Genomic DNA, 17,094 nt, shown 5'->3' with positions numbered 1-17,094 from the left:
GCTGATTAGCCTTTGGCTTTCGCCACAGAGACCATCGCGGCGCGGATGGTACGTCCGTTCAGGGTATAGCCTTTTTGCATTACCATCAGCACATTACCGGCAGCAACGTCGTCAGACTCTACCATTGCAATTGCCTGGTGCACGTTCGGGTCCATCGGCACATCGATATCCGCAACCACCTGTACACCAAACTTCGCCACGACATCCAGCATTGACTTACGGGTCAGCTCAATACCTTCAACCATCGCCGCCATAGCGTCATTATCTTTGTCCGCCACTTCCAGCGCGCGGTCCAGGCTATCCAGCACCGGCAGCAGTTCGTTGACGAATTTTTCCAGCGCAAACTTATGCGCTTTTTCTACGTCCAGTTCGGTACGACGACGCAGGTTTTCCATTTCCGCTTTGATACGCAACACGCTGTCGCGCTCGCGAGTTTCGGCTTCAGCAAGCTGAGCTTCCAGATTCGCAATTTTTTCATCGCGCGGATCCACCTGCTCAGCAGAAGCGTCTGATTCAACCGCCTCAACTTCTTCGTGCTGATCCATGATAATTTCTTCCGGGGCTTGCCCCTCAGGCGTTTTCTGTTCTTTACTACTCATGAATTTCTCCGCGTTTTTTTCGCATTCATCTCGCTAACTTGGCTTATTATGGGGATCAGATTCAGGGATTCAAGGGAAGTACTCACATTGTCACTAATCTTCGTTACAAGGACCTCGAGAAAATGAACAAACATTTCAAGTGTATTGGCATTGTGGGGCATCCACGTCACCCCACTGCACTGACCACACATGAAATGCTCTACCGTTGGCTGTGCACCAAAGGTTATGAGGTTATCGTTGAGCAACAAATCGCTCACGAGCTGCAGCTGAAAAATGTGAAAACCGGTACGCTCGCAGAAATTGGCCAACAGGCAGACCTCGCCGTGGTAGTCGGCGGCGACGGCAATATGCTGGGCGCCGCTCGCACCCTGGCACGTTATGACATCAAGGTTATTGGCATTAACCGCGGCAACCTCGGTTTTTTGACCGACCTTGACCCAGACAATGCCCAGCAACAGTTAGCTGACGTGCTGGAAGGCCACTACATCAGCGAAAAGCGCTTTTTACTCGAAGCTCAGGTGTGTCAACAGGATTGCCAGAAGCGCATTAGCACTGCCATCAATGAAGTTGTGCTGCACCCCGGGAAAGTGGCGCACATGATTGAATTTGAAGTCTATATCGATGAAATTTTTGCCTTCTCCCAACGTTCAGATGGGCTGATTATCTCGACGCCGACCGGCTCTACCGCCTACTCGCTCTCTGCCGGAGGCCCAATTCTGACGCCTTCTCTGGATGCCATTACGCTGGTACCCATGTTTCCGCATACGCTTTCCGCGCGACCGCTGGTGATCAACAGTAGCAGCACCATTCGCCTGCGCTTTTCCCATCGCCGTAACGATCTGGAAATCAGCTGTGACAGCCAAATCGCCCTACCTATACAGGAAGGTGAAGACGTATTGATTCGCCGCTGTGATTATCATCTGAACCTGATACATCCAAAAGATTACAGCTATTTCAACACATTAAGCACTAAGCTTGGTTGGTCAAAAAAATTATTCTAATTTAACGCCAACCTCTTTACTGTATAAAAAACCAGTTTATACTGTATGAAATTACAGTTATGGCTTTTCATACAGGAAAACAGCTATGTTGGCACAACTGACCATCAGCAATTTTGCTATCGTTCGTGAACTTGAGATCGATTTCCAGAACGGAATGACCGTTATCACCGGTGAGACCGGTGCGGGTAAGTCCATTGCCATTGATGCTCTCGGTTTGTGTCTGGGCGGACGCGCAGACGCAGACATGGTGCGTGCAGGCGCCATGCGAGCCGACCTCTGCGCCCGTTTTGCCTTAAAAGATACCCCCGCAGCCCTGCGCTGGCTGGAAGAGAACCAGCTTGAGGAAGGCCGTGAGTGTTTGCTGCGTCGCGTTATCAGCAGCGATGGCCGCTCCCGTGGGTTTATTAACGGAACCGCCGTTCCGTTATCGCAGTTGCGCGAGCTGGGCCAGTTACTTATTCAAATCCATGGCCAGCATGCGCATCAGCTCCTGACAAAATCAGAACACCAAAAATCCCTGCTTGATGGTTACGCCAATGAAGCGTCTCTGACCCAGGAAATGGCTGCGCGCTACCAACTATGGCACCAAAGTTGCCGTGACCTGGCGCATCATCAGCAACAAAGCCTGGAACGCGCAGCCCGGGCGGAATTGTTGCAATACCAGTTAAAGGAACTGAACGAATTCAATCCGCAGCCGGGTGAGTTTGAGCAAATTGATGAAGAGTACAAGCGCCTGGCTAACAGTGGGCAATTACTCACCACCAGCCAACAGGCGCTGGCTATCCTGGCAGATGGTGAAGACATCAATCTGCAAAGCCAACTGTACACCGCAAAACACCTGGTCACTGAACTGGCAGGCATGGACGGCAAACTTTCAGGTATTCTGGATATGCTGGAAGAGGCCACCATCCAGCTCAGCGAAGCCAGCGACGAGCTGCGCCACTATTGCGATCGTCTGGATTTAGACCCTAACCGCTTGTTCGAACTCGAACAGCGTATCTCCAGGCAAATCTCGTTGGCGCGTAAGCATCATGTTGCCCCTGAAGTGCTGCCACAGTTCTATCAGTCGCTGCTGGATGAACAACAGCAACTGGACGATCAGGCCGACTCGCTCGAAACCTTAACCCTGGCGGTGAACAATCACCACCAGCAGGCGCTGGAAACGGCAAAAATGCTGCACCAACAGCGTCAGCATTATGCGCAGGAACTGGGACAACTTATTACAGAGAGCATGCATGCTCTCTCGATGCCGCACGGTGTCTTTTGCATTGATGTGAAATTTGAGGAGCACCATCTGAGCGCAGACGGTGCCGATCGCGTGGAGTTTAAAGTAACCACTAACCCAGGTCAGCCGTTACAACCAATTGCGAAAGTCGCTTCCGGCGGGGAACTGTCACGTATTGCGCTGGCTATTCAGGTCATTACAGCACGTAAGATGGAAACGCCTGCGCTAATTTTCGATGAGGTGGATGTTGGTATCAGCGGCCCGACGGCTGCGGTAGTGGGTAAAATGTTGCGACAGTTGGGCGAGTCAACGCAGGTAATGTGTGTTACTCACCTGCCGCAGGTTGCGGGCTGTGGTCATCAACATTTCTATGTCAGCAAAGAAACAGATGGCGCGATGACGGAAACACACATGCAGCAGCTTGATAAACGCGCACGCCTGCAGGAATTAGCCCGTCTACTTGGCGGTAGCGAAGTGACGCGCAATACCCTCGCAAATGCAAAAGAACTGCTGGCGGCATAAACTTTTTTACCTTGTGAAGGTCTGAGTTCAACATAAAATCGCCGACCGACCCGACAGCAAAAGGTTTTAAAGTGGTGAAAGGTCTATTATCATCGGCATATTACATATGAGCCGCGTACTGCTCGGGCCCGAAAAGGAATCAAATCACTATGCGCTGTAAAACGCTGACTGCTGCTGCAGCAGTACTACTGATGTTGACTGCAGGCTGTTCCACTCTGGAGCGAGTGGTTTACCGCCCTGACATCAACCAGGGAAATTATCTGACACCTACCGATGTCGCTAAAGTGCGCACGGGTATGACGCAACAGCAGGTTGCTTATGCTCTGGGTACCCCAATGATGTCCGATCCTTTTGGCACTAATACCTGGTTTTATGTGTTCCGTCAGCAACCTGGACATGAAGGCGTAACCCAGCAAACGCTGACGCTGACCTTTAACAGCAGCGGCGTATTGACCAACATTGATAACAAACCCGCTTTGACCGATAACAAGTAGGTTTGAGAGATCAAAAAAAGGTGCTCAATGAGCACCTTTTTTATTGTCTGTTACTTTTTAGCGGATTTCTCTGCTCGCTGTCTGCGCAGCTCTTTTGGGTCAGCAATCAGTGGCCGGTAAATTTCCACCCGATCGCCGTCATGCAGAACATCAGCAAGCTTTACCGGACGGCTGTAGATACCCACTTTATTTTTACTGAGATCGATATCGGTACGTAATTCCAGCAGCCCGGAAGCGCGGATAGCCTCTTCCACCGTTGCGCCCTGCTGCAGCGTTACGCGCTGTAAATACTGTTTCTCGGGTAGCGCGTACGCCACTTCAACGACAATTTTAGCCGACGCTGACACTGTAAACCTCTTTCGCGCGAACCGTGAAGGCCTGCACCATATTTGAAGCCAGTTCTTTAAAGATACGGCCAAACGCCAGCTCGATTAACTTATTGGTGAACTCAAAATCGAGGTGAAATTCAATACGACACGCTTCATGACTCAGTGGCGTAAACTTCCAGCCGCCAATCAGCTTCTTGAACGGCCCATCGACCAGATGCATCAGAATGCTCTGATTACTGGTCAGTTGATTGCGCGTGGTGAACGTTTTACTGATCCCTGCTTTCGAGACATCCACAGCGGCCGTCATTTGTCCCGGAGTCGATTCCAGTACGCGGCTACCGGTGCAACCCGGCAAAAACTGAGGATAGGACTTAACATCATTCACTAGCTGATACATCTGTTCCGCACTGTAGGGTACTAAAGCGGTCCGGCTAATCTGAGGCATAACAATTCCCATCAATATCAATCACACAAATAATACCATTTATCACCCGCTAAAAAAAACGCTATAGCCTAACTCGTGCTAAGATAGCGCCTTGCGCCCCGCTGGATGAAATGGGGTGTTTTTCGATTCCAGATTACCTATACTGAGCGGCATTATGACGAAGAAAAAAGCACACAAACCTGGCTCAGCCACAATCGCGCTAAACAAGCGCGCACGACACGAATACTTTATTGAAGAAGAGTTCGAAGCAGGACTCGCCCTGCAAGGTTGGGAAGTCAAATCCCTGCGCGCGGGTAAAGCCAACATCGGCGACAGCTATGTCATACTCAAAGACGGCGAAGCGTTCCTGTTTGGCGCCAACTTCACGCCAATGGCGGTGGCCTCAACACACGTGGTATGCGACCCCACTCGGACCCGTAAACTGTTGTTAAACCAGCGTGAACTCGACTCCCTGTATGGTCGTATGAATCGTGATGGTTATACCGTCGTTGCGCTTTCGTTGTACTGGAAGAATGCCTGGTGCAAAGTGAAAATTGGCGTTGCGAAAGGTAAGAAACAGCACGACAAGCGCTCTGATGTGAAAGAACGCGAATGGCAGTTAGATAAAGCGCGTATCATGAAAAATGCTGGCCGCTAAATGCTACTCCCCTGTGACCAGTCTCTCCTCCTGAGACTGGTTCTTATTTTTTAGTTATCGAAACCCACACAATACATTCACCGAGTTTATAGTTTATTTATGCTGAATCGTTCAGATATGAAATAAACCCCCTGCCATTACCGTTGCGGTCTATAGTCCAATAATATAAAAGTTCAAGACCATAGCATTCATATTTCCATTTATTTAATAACACTATTATTACTATTGTTTATTATATTGACATTCATTTCAATAAAAACAAAATCATTTAAATACAATTAGTTGCCATGAAAACAACCGTTAAAAGCAAACTGGAAAGTATCCTTTTCAAATGACTAATTACTTTTTTAATATGGATAAGTTGCAGAATACTTTCTTTCTGACTATATCATCTAATACGAAAGAACTATTCAGCCGAAAGGGCCCAGACGTATTTAATCAATAAACTAACATCTATGTGACCTAATCAATGAAATTACATGTGTAAATTCATCTTTATGATGAACGGAGCCCCTGTCTGCTCATTTTCCCAGCGCGCTGTTGCGGATTAATACTCCCGGCATGCCATCAGGAGTGAACATATGCGTCTACTCGCCGTTGTATCAAAATTAACTGGCGTTTCCACAAATGTTGAAGCCTCTGAAGTTACGCTCAGTTCACCTTCTATCGTGAAACTGTCTGTGTCGCGTGAGGAGGTGAGTCAACTCACGCGCGTTAATCAGGATCTGGTTGTCACACTCCGCTCAGGTGAAACCATCACCATTAAAAATTTCTACCTCGGAAAAGGCGAAGCGCAAAACCAACTTGTTCTGGAGGACAGTAATGGCGCACTGTGGTGGGTTCAGGATACTGACGGAGCATTCCATTTCCAGCACCTGGACGATCTCACACCGCTGATGACGGCCGAAGGCAGTCATGAAGGCGGCGCCGTCTGGCCGTGGGTTCTTGGCGGGATCGCTGTCGCTGGCGGGATTGGCCTCGCTGCGGGTGGTGGTGGTGGTGGTGGCGGCGGCGGTGGTGGGAGTGATAATAACGCTGGAAACGGTAATGCCGGGAACGGCAATGGTAGCGGCGGCAATGGCAACGGTGGCAACGGCGAAGGTAACGGTAACGGTAATGGCGACGGTGACGGTGATGGCGGCACACCGCCAACGACAACCCCTAACAGGCCTGACGTCCCCGTTATCACCAGCATAATCGATAACCAGGAGCTGATTACTGGCCCTGTCAATCAGCAGGAATCCACCAACGATAATACGCCGACACTCCAGGGCACCGGCCCCGCGAATGCCACATTACATATTTTTGATAACGGCGTCGAAATAGGCCAGGTCACAATCGATGCCAACGGCAACTGGTCGTTTACGCCATCCTCTCCTCTGGCAGACGGCACACACCAGTTTACCGTCAGCGCTTCAAACGGTGCTGGCAGCAGCGGCATGTCGGACAGTTGGGAAATTATTGTCGATTCGCTTGCCCCCGACGCCCCCGTGGTCACTCAGGAAACCGACAATGTCGGTTCCATTACCGGCTTTATCGCCAATAACGGCGTAACCGACGATGCCACGCCGACGCTCACTGGCACAGGCGAAGTAGGTAGTACCATCAACATCTATGACAATGGCATCCTGATTGGTATGCAAACTGTAGATAGCAATGGTAACTGGACATTTACACCGGACATTCCGCTCAGCGATGGTGTTCACAATCTGACGCTGACGCAAACTGACGCCACAGGTAACGTGAGCGCGGAAACGCGCGTGCCGACATTCACCGTTGATACCACCCCGCCTGCAGCCGCAGTCATTTCCTCCGTTAATCCGGAAGGTACAACGGTAACCGGTAGCGCTGAGGCGGGAAGCCTGGTCATTATCATCGGCAGTAATAATCAGGTTTTGGGTTCAACTACGGTCGGTCAAACCGGCTATTTCGTCATCGCGATTTCGCCCTCACAGACGCACGGTGAAGCGCTGATCGCGAAAATTCAGGACCAGGCAGGCAACATCGGGCCAGATACCTCTTTCAATGCCACCAACTCTGGCTACCCGGGCGTGCCTGTTATCGTCAGCATAATGGATGATTTTGCCCCCTCAACCGGACCATTGAGCAATAATCAGGCCACCAACGATAATACCCCCACGCTCTCTGGCACTGCCGACGCCAACAGCACGGTGACTATTTACGACAACGGCACAATTATCGACAGCGTACTGGCTGACGGTAACGGTAACTGGACATGGACTTCCAGCTCCCCGTTATCAGATGAGCTACACGCCTTCACCGCCACCGCGACAAACCAGTCAGGTACAGGAGGCATGTCACCAGCGTTCAATATCAGCATCGACACACAACCACCGTCAGCGCCGGACGATCTGAACGTATCTGCCGATGGCACTGTTGTTACCGGGACGGCCGAGCCGGGCAATACCGTGGTTATCACCGGCAGTGGCGGAACTCAGATCGGCAGCGGCGTCGCCGGAACGGACGGCTCATTTACCATCACCATTAACCCACCACAGACCAATGGCGAAACCATTGAAGCCATCGCAACCGATCCGGCAGGAAACCCAAGCCTGCCAGAAACGGCGCTTGCACCAGACATTACCGCGCCACAGCCCCCAACAAACCTGCTAGTTAATGGCACTGGCGACCAGGTCACCGGCAAGGCCGAACCCAACAGTACGGTCAATATTCTGGATCCAGATGGCAATATCATTGGTACGGCAACTGCCGATACGGATGGGGATTTCACCGCAACGCTGGTTCCGCCGCAAACCAACGGCGAGACCCTTACGGCAAATGCGACCGACACCGCAGGTAACAAGGGCGACAACGCCTCTGTCACCGCACCGGACACCACGGCACCTGATGCGCCAACCGCCGTCACCGTCGCCGGAGACGGCGGTTCTGTAAGCGGACATGCTGAAGCGGGAAGCACCGTCACCGTTAAAGACAGCAACGGTAACCCGATTGGCATAGGCCAGGCTGACAGCGGCGGCAATTTCACCGTGTCTATAGCGCCGTCGCAAAAGAACGGCGAAACGGTAAACGTCACAGCAACGGACAGCAGCAATAACGAGAGTCAGCCTACCTCCGCGTTGGCTCCGGATATCACTGCACCAAACCAGCCAGTTATTATTGCCGTTACTGATGATGTTGACGATTTCACTGGCCCCATCAATAACAATGGGTTAACCAACGACGATAAACCGAAAATTGAAGGCATCGCCGAAGCAGGTTCGCGGGTCAAAATTTATGATAATGGCACCCTGCTTGCGACCGTTAACGCTGATAACAACGGTAACTGGAACTATACGCCCACCGCAGCACTAAGCCAGGGCGCGCACGTATTTACGGTGACGGCAACAGACGCTGCCAACAACACCAGCAGCGCCGCCAGTTGGAAAATTATTGTCGATAGCATCGCCCCAACCGTTCCAGTAATAACGTTGGTTAACGATGATGTTGGCAGCATTACGGGCAACGTTGCAAATAACGGTTGGGTCACTAACGATAACACGCCAACCCTCTCGGGTACCGGTGAACCAGGTTCACTGGTGAGCCTGTACGATGGCAGTCTGTTGATGACGGTTATTCTTGTCGACAGTTCAGGCACCTGGAGCTATACCGTTCCGGGAAATCAGGTGCTCAGCGATCGCACTCATCAGTTTACGGTATCGGCAACCGATGCCGCCGGTAATGTCATCACCTCACCCACGGTGGTCAGCGTTACCGTAGATACTCAACCGCCAGGCGATCCTGTCATTTTGGCTGCCACCGACGACGTTGGGAATGCGCCGATCGATCTGTCTTCCGGAAGCCGTTCAAACGATACCTTACCAGAGCTGAAAGGAACCGGAATAGCCGGTTCTACAATCACCCTCTATGAGGGTTCCACGCCAATTGGCAGCACAACGGTTTTACCCGCCGGCACCTGGAGTATTCAACTCAGCCAACCGCTCAGTGAAGGCGCACACAATTTATCTGCTATCGCCACGGACGCTGCAGGCAACGCCAGCAATGCCGGGAACTTTACGCTGACGATTGATACCACCCCACCAGTTGCCCCGGTTATCAGCTCTGCAGAAGGCCTGATTGGGACAAATCTACAAACGCTGAGTAACGGCAGCAGTACCAAGAGCTCGAATCCCGAACTCTCCGGAACCGGCGAGCCCGGCGCGAAGATTACGATTTATGATAATGGCGGTTCTATTGGCACCGTCACCGTACAGCCAGACGGCACCTGGACATTTACCCCAACCTCACTCGCCGACGGGCCGCATAAATTTACCGCCACGGCGACTGACGTCGCGGGCAACACGGGGATCCCGTCGGCAAGCTTTACTCTGACAGTAGACAATACGCCTCCCGCACAACCAGCCGCGCCAATCATTACCGACGATGTGGCTCCGGTAACGGGTGTGGTCACTAATGGCAATACCAATGACACCACGCCAACCTTTAGCGGCACGGGGAACGTCGGGGATCTGATTACCCTCTATCTTGCCGGTACTCCCCCATTGCAGGGAACAACAACAGTAGGTGCAGACGGTAACTGGAGCTTCACTCCGTCAGCACCGGTTGCTCCTGGTAGTTATCAGGTAACTCTCACCGCAACCGATCCAGCAGGCAACGTCAGCCTGCCATCTAACGCCATAACACTGAACATCGACACGACGCCGTCTGCACCACCGGTGATCATCGCCGCCAACGATAATGTCGGTGATGTCACGGGCGACCTTGCGCCAGATGCCGTAACTGATGACACCACGCCAACCATTCGCGGTACTGGCACAGACGGGGATACCATCACCCTGTATAACGGGGGGACGGTAATCGGTACTACAACGGTGGCTGGCGGAACCTGGAGTATTACGCCAGGGACTGCGCTGGCGAACGGAAGCTACACGTTAAGCGCTACCGCAACCGATGCGGCAGGTAACATCAGCGACAATTCAAACAGTATTTCGTTTACGGTTAACAACACGAAGCTGACGTTGCCGCAGGTAACGGATATCCAGGATAACGTTGGAATCTTTACCGGTTCGCTAACCAGTGGCAGCGTCACGGACGATACCTCCCCGACCATTAGCGGGACCGGCACACCTGGCAGTACCGTGCTTATTTATGAGGGTAGTAATCCTGTTGCTACTGCCACCGTGGCCGCGAACGGCACCTGGAGTGTGGATGTTCCCCTCACGCCGAACGTCACTCACACACTGACGTTCGGCGCAGTGGATGCCGCAGGTAACTCACTGGCTGCAGATAACCCGCTGACGTTGATTGTCGATACCCAGCCGCCTGCAACGCCTACGGTTACCAGCGTAGATCCTAACGGGACGCTGGTAAGCGGTACGGCCGAAGAAGGCAGCACCGTGATTATTCGCAGCGGTAACACCATTCTCGGCCAGGGGGTGGCAGACGGTTCTGGTAACTTTGCTGTCACCATTTCGCCAGCGCAAACAACCGGTCAGGCGCTCAATGCCATCGCTCAGGACCCCGCCGGAAATCAAAGCGACCCTACAACGTTTAACGCCGCTACCTCCAGCGTTCCGCATCCACCGACTCTTGAGATCGTTGATGACATCGCGCCCATCATGGGGGTGATTGGCAACGGTAAAACCACCAACGACACCTTACCGCTGCTGCAAGGGACGGCCACTGCTGGGGCATCGGTGACTATCTATCAAAATGGCGCATCCATCGCCACGGTAACCGCCGATGCCGTGTCTGGCGCATGGAGTTATCAGCTACCCACTGCGCTGACTAACGGCATTACCTATAACTTCACGGTTTCACAAACGGTGGACGGTACCCCAAGTGGTCTGTCGCCCAACTACGCAATCACCATCGACACCACGCCCCCGCAGGTGCCAACTATCACCAGCATTATTGACGATATTGCCCCCGGCACCGGATCGTTGGATAAAGGGCAAATTACCAACGATTCACGCCCAACGTTTAACGGAACCGGCGAAGCGGGGGCAACCATCACCCTTTACGATAATGGCATCGCTTATGCCACTACCACGGTAAACAGCAACGGATTCTGGAGTTTTACCCCGACCGCTCCGCTGGGAGAAGGCGACCATATCTTTACCGCTCGCGCAACAGATGCCGCAGGCAACCAGGGAGATCCATCCGGTGATTTCCAGATCATTGTCGATACCCTGGTGCCGAATGCCCCCTCTATTGTGACAGTCACGGACAACGTTGGTGCGATTCAGACCCTGACCTCCGGGCAGTTGACCAACGATAATACTCCAACGCTTGCTGGCGTTACCGAGGCGGATTCGCTTGTTACCATCCGCGACAACGGGGCGGTCATCGGCACAACCATCAGCGATGAAAACGGCAACTGGAGCTTTACGCCTGCGCCTGCCCTCGGTGAAGGCAGCCACTCGCTGACTGCCACCGTCACAGATGCCGCGGGCAATATCAGCCCGGCAACGCCGCCGTTTGTGGTTGTCGTCGACACGCTGCCGCCAGCAGCACCGACCATTACCTCCGTAATTGACGATCAGCCTGGCAATACAGCGCTGACCAACGGACAACTGACGAACGATGCGCAGCCTACGCTGAACGGCAAAGGCGAGATCGGTACCATCATCACGATCCGTGATAACGGCGTCGCCATCGGTACAGCGCAGGTGGACGAGTCAGGCAACTGGCGCTTCACACCGGATGCACCGCTGGGACAGGGACAACATATATTCACTACCGTTGCCACCGATCAGGCAGGTAACTCCGGCGGAGTATCATCATCGTTTACTATTGAGCTGGACTCAGTTGCCCCGTCAATCCCGGTCATCAGCTCAGTTCAGGACAGCACCGCACCGACAACAGGCCCGATAACCAACGGGCAGACCACGAATGAATCCCGTCCGGCCCTGAGCGGCACCGGTGAAATTGGCGCGACCATTACCGTCCTGAGCGATGGTCAGCCCATCGGCACCACCACCGTTGGGGCTAACGGCACCTGGAGCTTAACCCCAACGGATGCACTCAGTAACGGCCCGCATACGCTGACCGTCACCGCCACCGACAGCGCCGGTAATACCAGCCAGCCATCCAATAGCTTCACGCTTATCGTGGATACCGTGTTGCCTGGTACGCCAGCGATTACTCAGGTTGCAGATGATGTCGGCCCGCTGATCGGTAATCTGAACAACGGTCAGGCCACGAACGATCCACTCCCGACGCTTAGCGGCACGGCTGAAGCCAATGCCACGGTAAGAGTTTACGATAACGGATCGTTTATCGGCTTTACCTCAGCGGATGGCACGGGCGCCTGGAGCTTCACGCCAGGAACCGAGCTTGGCAACGGTAACCACGCGCTGACAGTGACAGCCACCGACGCTGCCGGAAACGTCAGCCCCACGTCCGCTGGATTTAACATCGTTGTTGATACCGTCGCCCCGCTTGCACCAACGATTATCCAGGCTTTTGATGACGTGCAGCCGGGAACCGGAACGCTGTCGAGCGGGGCCTTTACCAACGACACCCGTCCCGTACTCAACGGCTCGGCGGAAGCCGGTGCCCGGGTAGCCATTTACGATAATGGCACGCTGCTGGCAACGGTAACTGCGGCGATAGACGGCACCTGGGAATATCTGCCTGCCGCGCTGGGTAACGGTCAGCATGTGTTTACCACTATCGCCACCGATGCCGCCGGAAACGTAAGTCCCACCTCCGGCGGGTTTATTATTAATGTCGACACCATTGCGCCATCCGCCCCGCTGCTGGTCTCAGTGGTGGATGATATCGCAGGCGGCGTGTTCAATGCGGCGCTCAACAACGGACAACTGACCAACGATGCGCGCCCGACGCTGAACGGTACCGCCGAGGCAGGCAGCACCGTCAGCATCTATGATGGAAGCACCCTGCTGGGTACGGCGCTGGTGCAAAGTAATAACAGTTGGTCGTTTACCCCAACTACGCCGCTGACGAATGGATCGCACACCTTCACCGTCACCGCGACTGATGCGGCGGGCAACACCAGCAGTGCGACGGCAGGCTTTAGCGTGGTGGTCGACACCACGGCGCCGACGCGGCCTTCAATCAGCAGCATTATTGACGACGTCGGGCCAAACACCGGGGCGATTGGCGCTAATCAGCCAACCAACGATGCACGCCCAACGTTAAACGGCACCACAGAAGCCAACGCGCGGGTCGATATTTACGATAACGGCAGCTTTGTCATCAGCGTGACGGCGGACGGCAGCGGTAACTGGAGTTACACCCCAACCACCGCGCTGGCACAAGGTACCCACTCCTTTACCATCACCGCAACGGACAGTGCGGGTAATACCAGTGGCATATCGTCTGCGGCAGCGATCGTGGTCGATACCGTCGCCCCGGGCATTCCTACAGGGCTGGCGGTAAACGCCAACGGTACCACGCTCACCGGCGTTGCCGAGCCAAACAGCACGGTCATTATTACCTCCAGCGGTGGAACGGTGCTCGGCACGGCAACCGCCAACGCCTCCGGTAATTTCACCTTCACGCTGAACCCACCGCAAATCAGTGGGCAAACGCTGCAGGTCAGCGCCCAGGATGCCGCAGGCAACATCGGCACGGCGGGTAATGTTCTGGCACCGTTTACTGGCGTACCGCCTGCGCCGGTTATTGCCAGCGTTCTCGATGACGTCGGTACGATCACGGGGTCCGTCGCGGCGGGCAAAACCACCAATGATACGCTGCCAACGCTCAGCGGAACGGCGCAGGCTAACGCCATCGTCAGCCTGTACAACAACGGCGTGCTAATGGGCACCACGACCGCAGACAGTAACGGGATCTGGAGCTTTACCCCATCCGGGGCGCTCAGCGAAGGTAACCACGCGTTTACCGCCACTGCAACAAACGCCAACGGCGCAAGCGGGTTGTCCAGCTCGTTCAGCGTGATCGTGGACACCACGCCACCGACCGCGCCAACGATACTGATCAGCGCCGATGGCGGCACCGTCAGCGGCGTCGCCGAAGCGGGAAGCACGGTCACTATCTCCCTGCCCGGCGGCACCAGCGTGACGGCAATCGCCAACAGCAGCGGTGTCTACAGCGTCAACCTGCCGGTTCGCCAGATTGAAGGCCAGTCTCTGTCCGCCACGGCGACCGATGCGGTGGGCAATACCTCATCGCCGACAAGCGCTATCGCACCGGTATTGCCGCTGCAGGCTGAAGACAACGTCACCAGTCTGCCGCTGCAAACCGATGTTATCGTCAGCACCGATCATCAAAGCGATTATGGTTTCCTGCTGGTTAATGCGTTGGGGAATGTCGCCAACGTGCTGGGGAACGATACGGCAAGCGTTAATTTCAGCATCGCTTCTGGCGGCAGCGGGTCCATTACGATCAATGCCGCCGCGACCGGCGTGGTGCTGTCGCTGTTAAACACGCTGGAGATCGTCATCCAACGCTTTGACACCGGGCTGAATGCCTGGGTAACGGTGGTGGATACCGGGAAACCAGACTTCGCCAGCCTGCTCACCCTGGGCGCCTCGGGCGTAACGCTCAATTACAGCGGGCTGACTGGCGGTGATTACCGCGTGGTCAGTTACAACACCAACCTGCTGGCGACCGGCGCATACACCAGCCTTGATGTCTCGGTGGTGAAAGCCAGCGCAGGGACCATCATCGGCGGTACCACGGAATCCGGGAACATCATCACGGATACCGATCCCGCCAACGGGCAGGATAATGCGCCTTCCGGCACGTTGGTCACCGCCATCACCGACGGTAACGGCAACGTTGTGAATATCCCGGCGGGCGGCATTGATGTGCAAGGGAAATACGGTATTCTGCATATCAATCAGAACGGTAGCTACACCTATACCCTGACCAATACGTCAATCTCGGTGTATGGGCGCTCCGAAAGCTTCACCTACACGCTGACGCATGGCAGCGATCACTCCTCGGCAAAACTGGTGGTAACGCTCGGTCAGGCCCCAACCACCAGCACGGTAACCGCGGCAGACGATGCAGCAGTGCTGACTTACGGAACGCAAGTCATCGCGGTTGACCACTTGCCTTCACAACAAACCGGCTTCACGCTCGCCAGCGTCGGACTCGGCAATGTGCTGGACGTCAGTCTGGTCAACGGTCTGACTAACCCGATTAAGTTCAACGTTGACGATGGCGCAACCCGCACGCTGACCGTACAGGCTAATGTTCTCGGCGTGACGCTTGGCGGCTTCGATCTCTATGTTTATCGCTTCAACGAGTCAATTCAGCAGTATGAGCAGTACCGGGTACAGCCAAACTGGGTCACTGCCCTACTGGGCGGAAGTTCGTCAGCGTATACCATTACGCTACCGGGTGGCGATTATCTGTTCCTGCTTAACGCTTCCGGCGGCCTGACGCTGCTGACCAGCTATACCCTGAATATTCAGGCCGATCACACCTACGCCGTCGACAGCCTGAGTGCGACAACCAATGGCAATCTGCTGGTCAACGACTCGGCTCCGGCCAATACCGTTATCACCGAAGTAAACGGTATCGTCGTTAACGGGACGGGCACTACCACTATTAATGGGCAGTACGGCACGCTGACTATCGATGCGAAGGGGAACTACACCTACACGCTAAGAAGCGGACTGGGTGCAGACGGTATCAACACCCCGGACAGCTTCGTGTATAAGGTCAGGGCACCAAACGGCGATACCGGCAGCGCCTCGCTGAATATCAAACCAACGCCGCAGCCGCTGGACGCCGTAAATGACATCAGTAGCACGATGGCGGTCACCACGCAGGCGGACACCTCCAGATTGTTTGCTGACAACAGCGTCGGGAACGCCAGTTGGAACGCCCAACTCCTTTCTCCCACCTCACAAAATGGCACTGGCGTCATTGAGGTCGCGACGGGAACGGCGGTGCAAAACGCCATACTGCATTTTAACGTTGCTTCAGGTCTGACGCTGGGCGGACTGACCGTCACCTGGGCGCTGTATGACAGCAACAACGTCAAGGTTGCCAGTAACTCATTCAACGGTGGATTGCTTATTGGCGGCAATATCGATATTGCCCTGGGGATCATGTTGCACCCCGGTAACTATCGACTCGACTACACCGGCAGCGTCGGGGCTTTAGGGCTGGGGAATATCACCATCACCCCTAGCGTGAAAGGCACGATAATCGACCTGCAGAACGTCGAAACGTCCGCGGCAAACAGCGTCGCCGGCAACATTTATGACGGGGACCATATTGCCAGCGTGCATACCTTGCTGACGGTGAGCGGCACGGGCGGTAGCACCGCCACGCTGGATCCGCTGAGCAGCACGACCAGCGCCATCATTAACGGGCTGTACGGCAAACTGACCATTGGCATTGATGGTCATTACACCTACGCCCTCAACAGCGATGTCTCACTTTCCACCATCCTCACCAAAGAGACATTTACTTACACCCTAAACGATCAGAATGGGCATACCGATACCGCTACGTTGACCATCAACATGAATCCGCAGGTTGTAAGCACCGTAGATGCCGATCGTTTTACCGGCAGTGTCTACGGCGATACGCTGATTTATCACCTGCTCAACGCCAACGACGCTACCGGTGGTAACGTTGGCAATGTTGGCGTTGGACCTACCGATACCTGGACCAACTTCTCGCTGGCCCAGGGTGACAAAATCGATATCGGCGACCTGCTGGTGGGCTGGAACGGGCAGAACGCTACGCTCGGCAACTACCTCACCGTGACCACCAACGGTAACAACACGGTGATTGCCATCGACCGCGACGGTACCGGCAACACCTGGCACTCAACCAATCTCATAACGCTGGAGAACGTACACACCACGCTCGATGAGCTGGTGCAACAAAATCACATTGTGCCCTGAAGCTA

Annotated in this window: 8 protein-coding genes; 5 read left to right on the top strand and 3 right to left on the bottom strand. The window is 54.4% G+C overall.

Annotated features, from left to right (window positions below):
• Window positions 1–5: 5 nt before the first annotated feature.
• Window positions 6–599 carry a nucleotide exchange factor GrpE gene (grpE, locus tag HV037_RS06555; RefSeq protein WP_003031221.1) on the bottom strand — a complete coding sequence of 198 codons (594 nt, stop codon included), beginning with the start codon at window positions 597–599 and terminating at the stop codon, window positions 6–8.
• A gap of 122 nt (window positions 600–721) precedes the next feature.
• On the opposite strand from grpE, the gene nadK reads away from it, so the two are divergent.
• The 3 genes from nadK (at window position 722) to bamE (ending at window position 3,841) form a co-directional block, all read left to right on the top strand.
• Window positions 722–1,600 carry an NAD(+) kinase gene (gene nadK / locus HV037_RS06550; protein ID WP_016154073.1) on the top strand — a complete coding sequence of 293 codons (879 nt, stop codon included), beginning with the start codon at window positions 722–724 and terminating at the stop codon, window positions 1,598–1,600.
• Between the two features lie 85 nt (window positions 1,601–1,685).
• Window positions 1,686–3,347: a DNA repair protein RecN gene (gene recN, locus HV037_RS06545; RefSeq protein ID WP_103284125.1), complete on the top strand. Its 1,662-nt coding sequence runs from the start codon at window positions 1,686–1,688 to the stop codon at window positions 3,345–3,347.
• Window positions 3,348–3,496: 149 nt separating this feature from the next.
• Window positions 3,497–3,841: an outer membrane protein assembly factor BamE gene (gene bamE, locus HV037_RS06540; RefSeq protein ID WP_003826401.1), complete on the top strand. Its 345-nt coding sequence runs from the start codon at window positions 3,497–3,499 to the stop codon at window positions 3,839–3,841.
• Between the two features lie 50 nt (window positions 3,842–3,891).
• Here the strand turns inward: bamE and HV037_RS06535 are convergent, their stop codons facing one another.
• Together HV037_RS06535 and ratA are read right to left on the bottom strand one after the other, a co-directional pair.
• Window positions 3,892–4,188 carry an RnfH family protein gene (locus HV037_RS06535; protein ID WP_003839823.1) on the bottom strand — a complete coding sequence of 99 codons (297 nt, stop codon included), beginning with the start codon at window positions 4,186–4,188 and terminating at the stop codon, window positions 3,892–3,894.
• Entirely contained in the window at window positions 4,172–4,615 is a 444-nt protein-coding gene (gene ratA / locus HV037_RS06530) for a type II toxin-antitoxin system toxin RatA (RefSeq protein ID WP_003031213.1), read from the bottom strand. The genes HV037_RS06535 and ratA overlap by 17 nt, the downstream gene beginning before the upstream one ends.
• A gap of 154 nt (window positions 4,616–4,769) precedes the next feature.
• Between ratA and smpB the strand changes: the two genes are divergently transcribed.
• On the top strand, window positions 4,770–5,252 hold the full coding sequence (gene smpB, locus HV037_RS06525; RefSeq protein WP_003031211.1) for an SsrA-binding protein SmpB: 483 nt from the start codon (window positions 4,770–4,772) through the stop codon (window positions 5,250–5,252).
• Window positions 5,253–5,833: 581 nt separating this feature from the next.
• The gene (locus HV037_RS06520; protein WP_103284126.1) at window positions 5,834–17,089 is read left to right on the top strand and encodes a BapA/Bap/LapF family large adhesin; all 11,256 of its coding nucleotides are present in this window, start codon (window positions 5,834–5,836) and stop codon (window positions 17,087–17,089) included.
• The last annotated feature ends 5 nt before the right edge of the window (window positions 17,090–17,094 follow it).

Origin of the sequence: Citrobacter sp. RHBSTW-00017, from assembly GCF_013797615.1 — a bacterium.
GTDB classification, from domain to species: Bacteria; Pseudomonadota; Gammaproteobacteria; order Enterobacterales; family Enterobacteriaceae; genus Citrobacter; species Citrobacter braakii.
The sequence above is the reverse complement of the archived record's forward strand: the minus strand, read 5'-3'. Positions and strand labels throughout refer to the sequence as shown.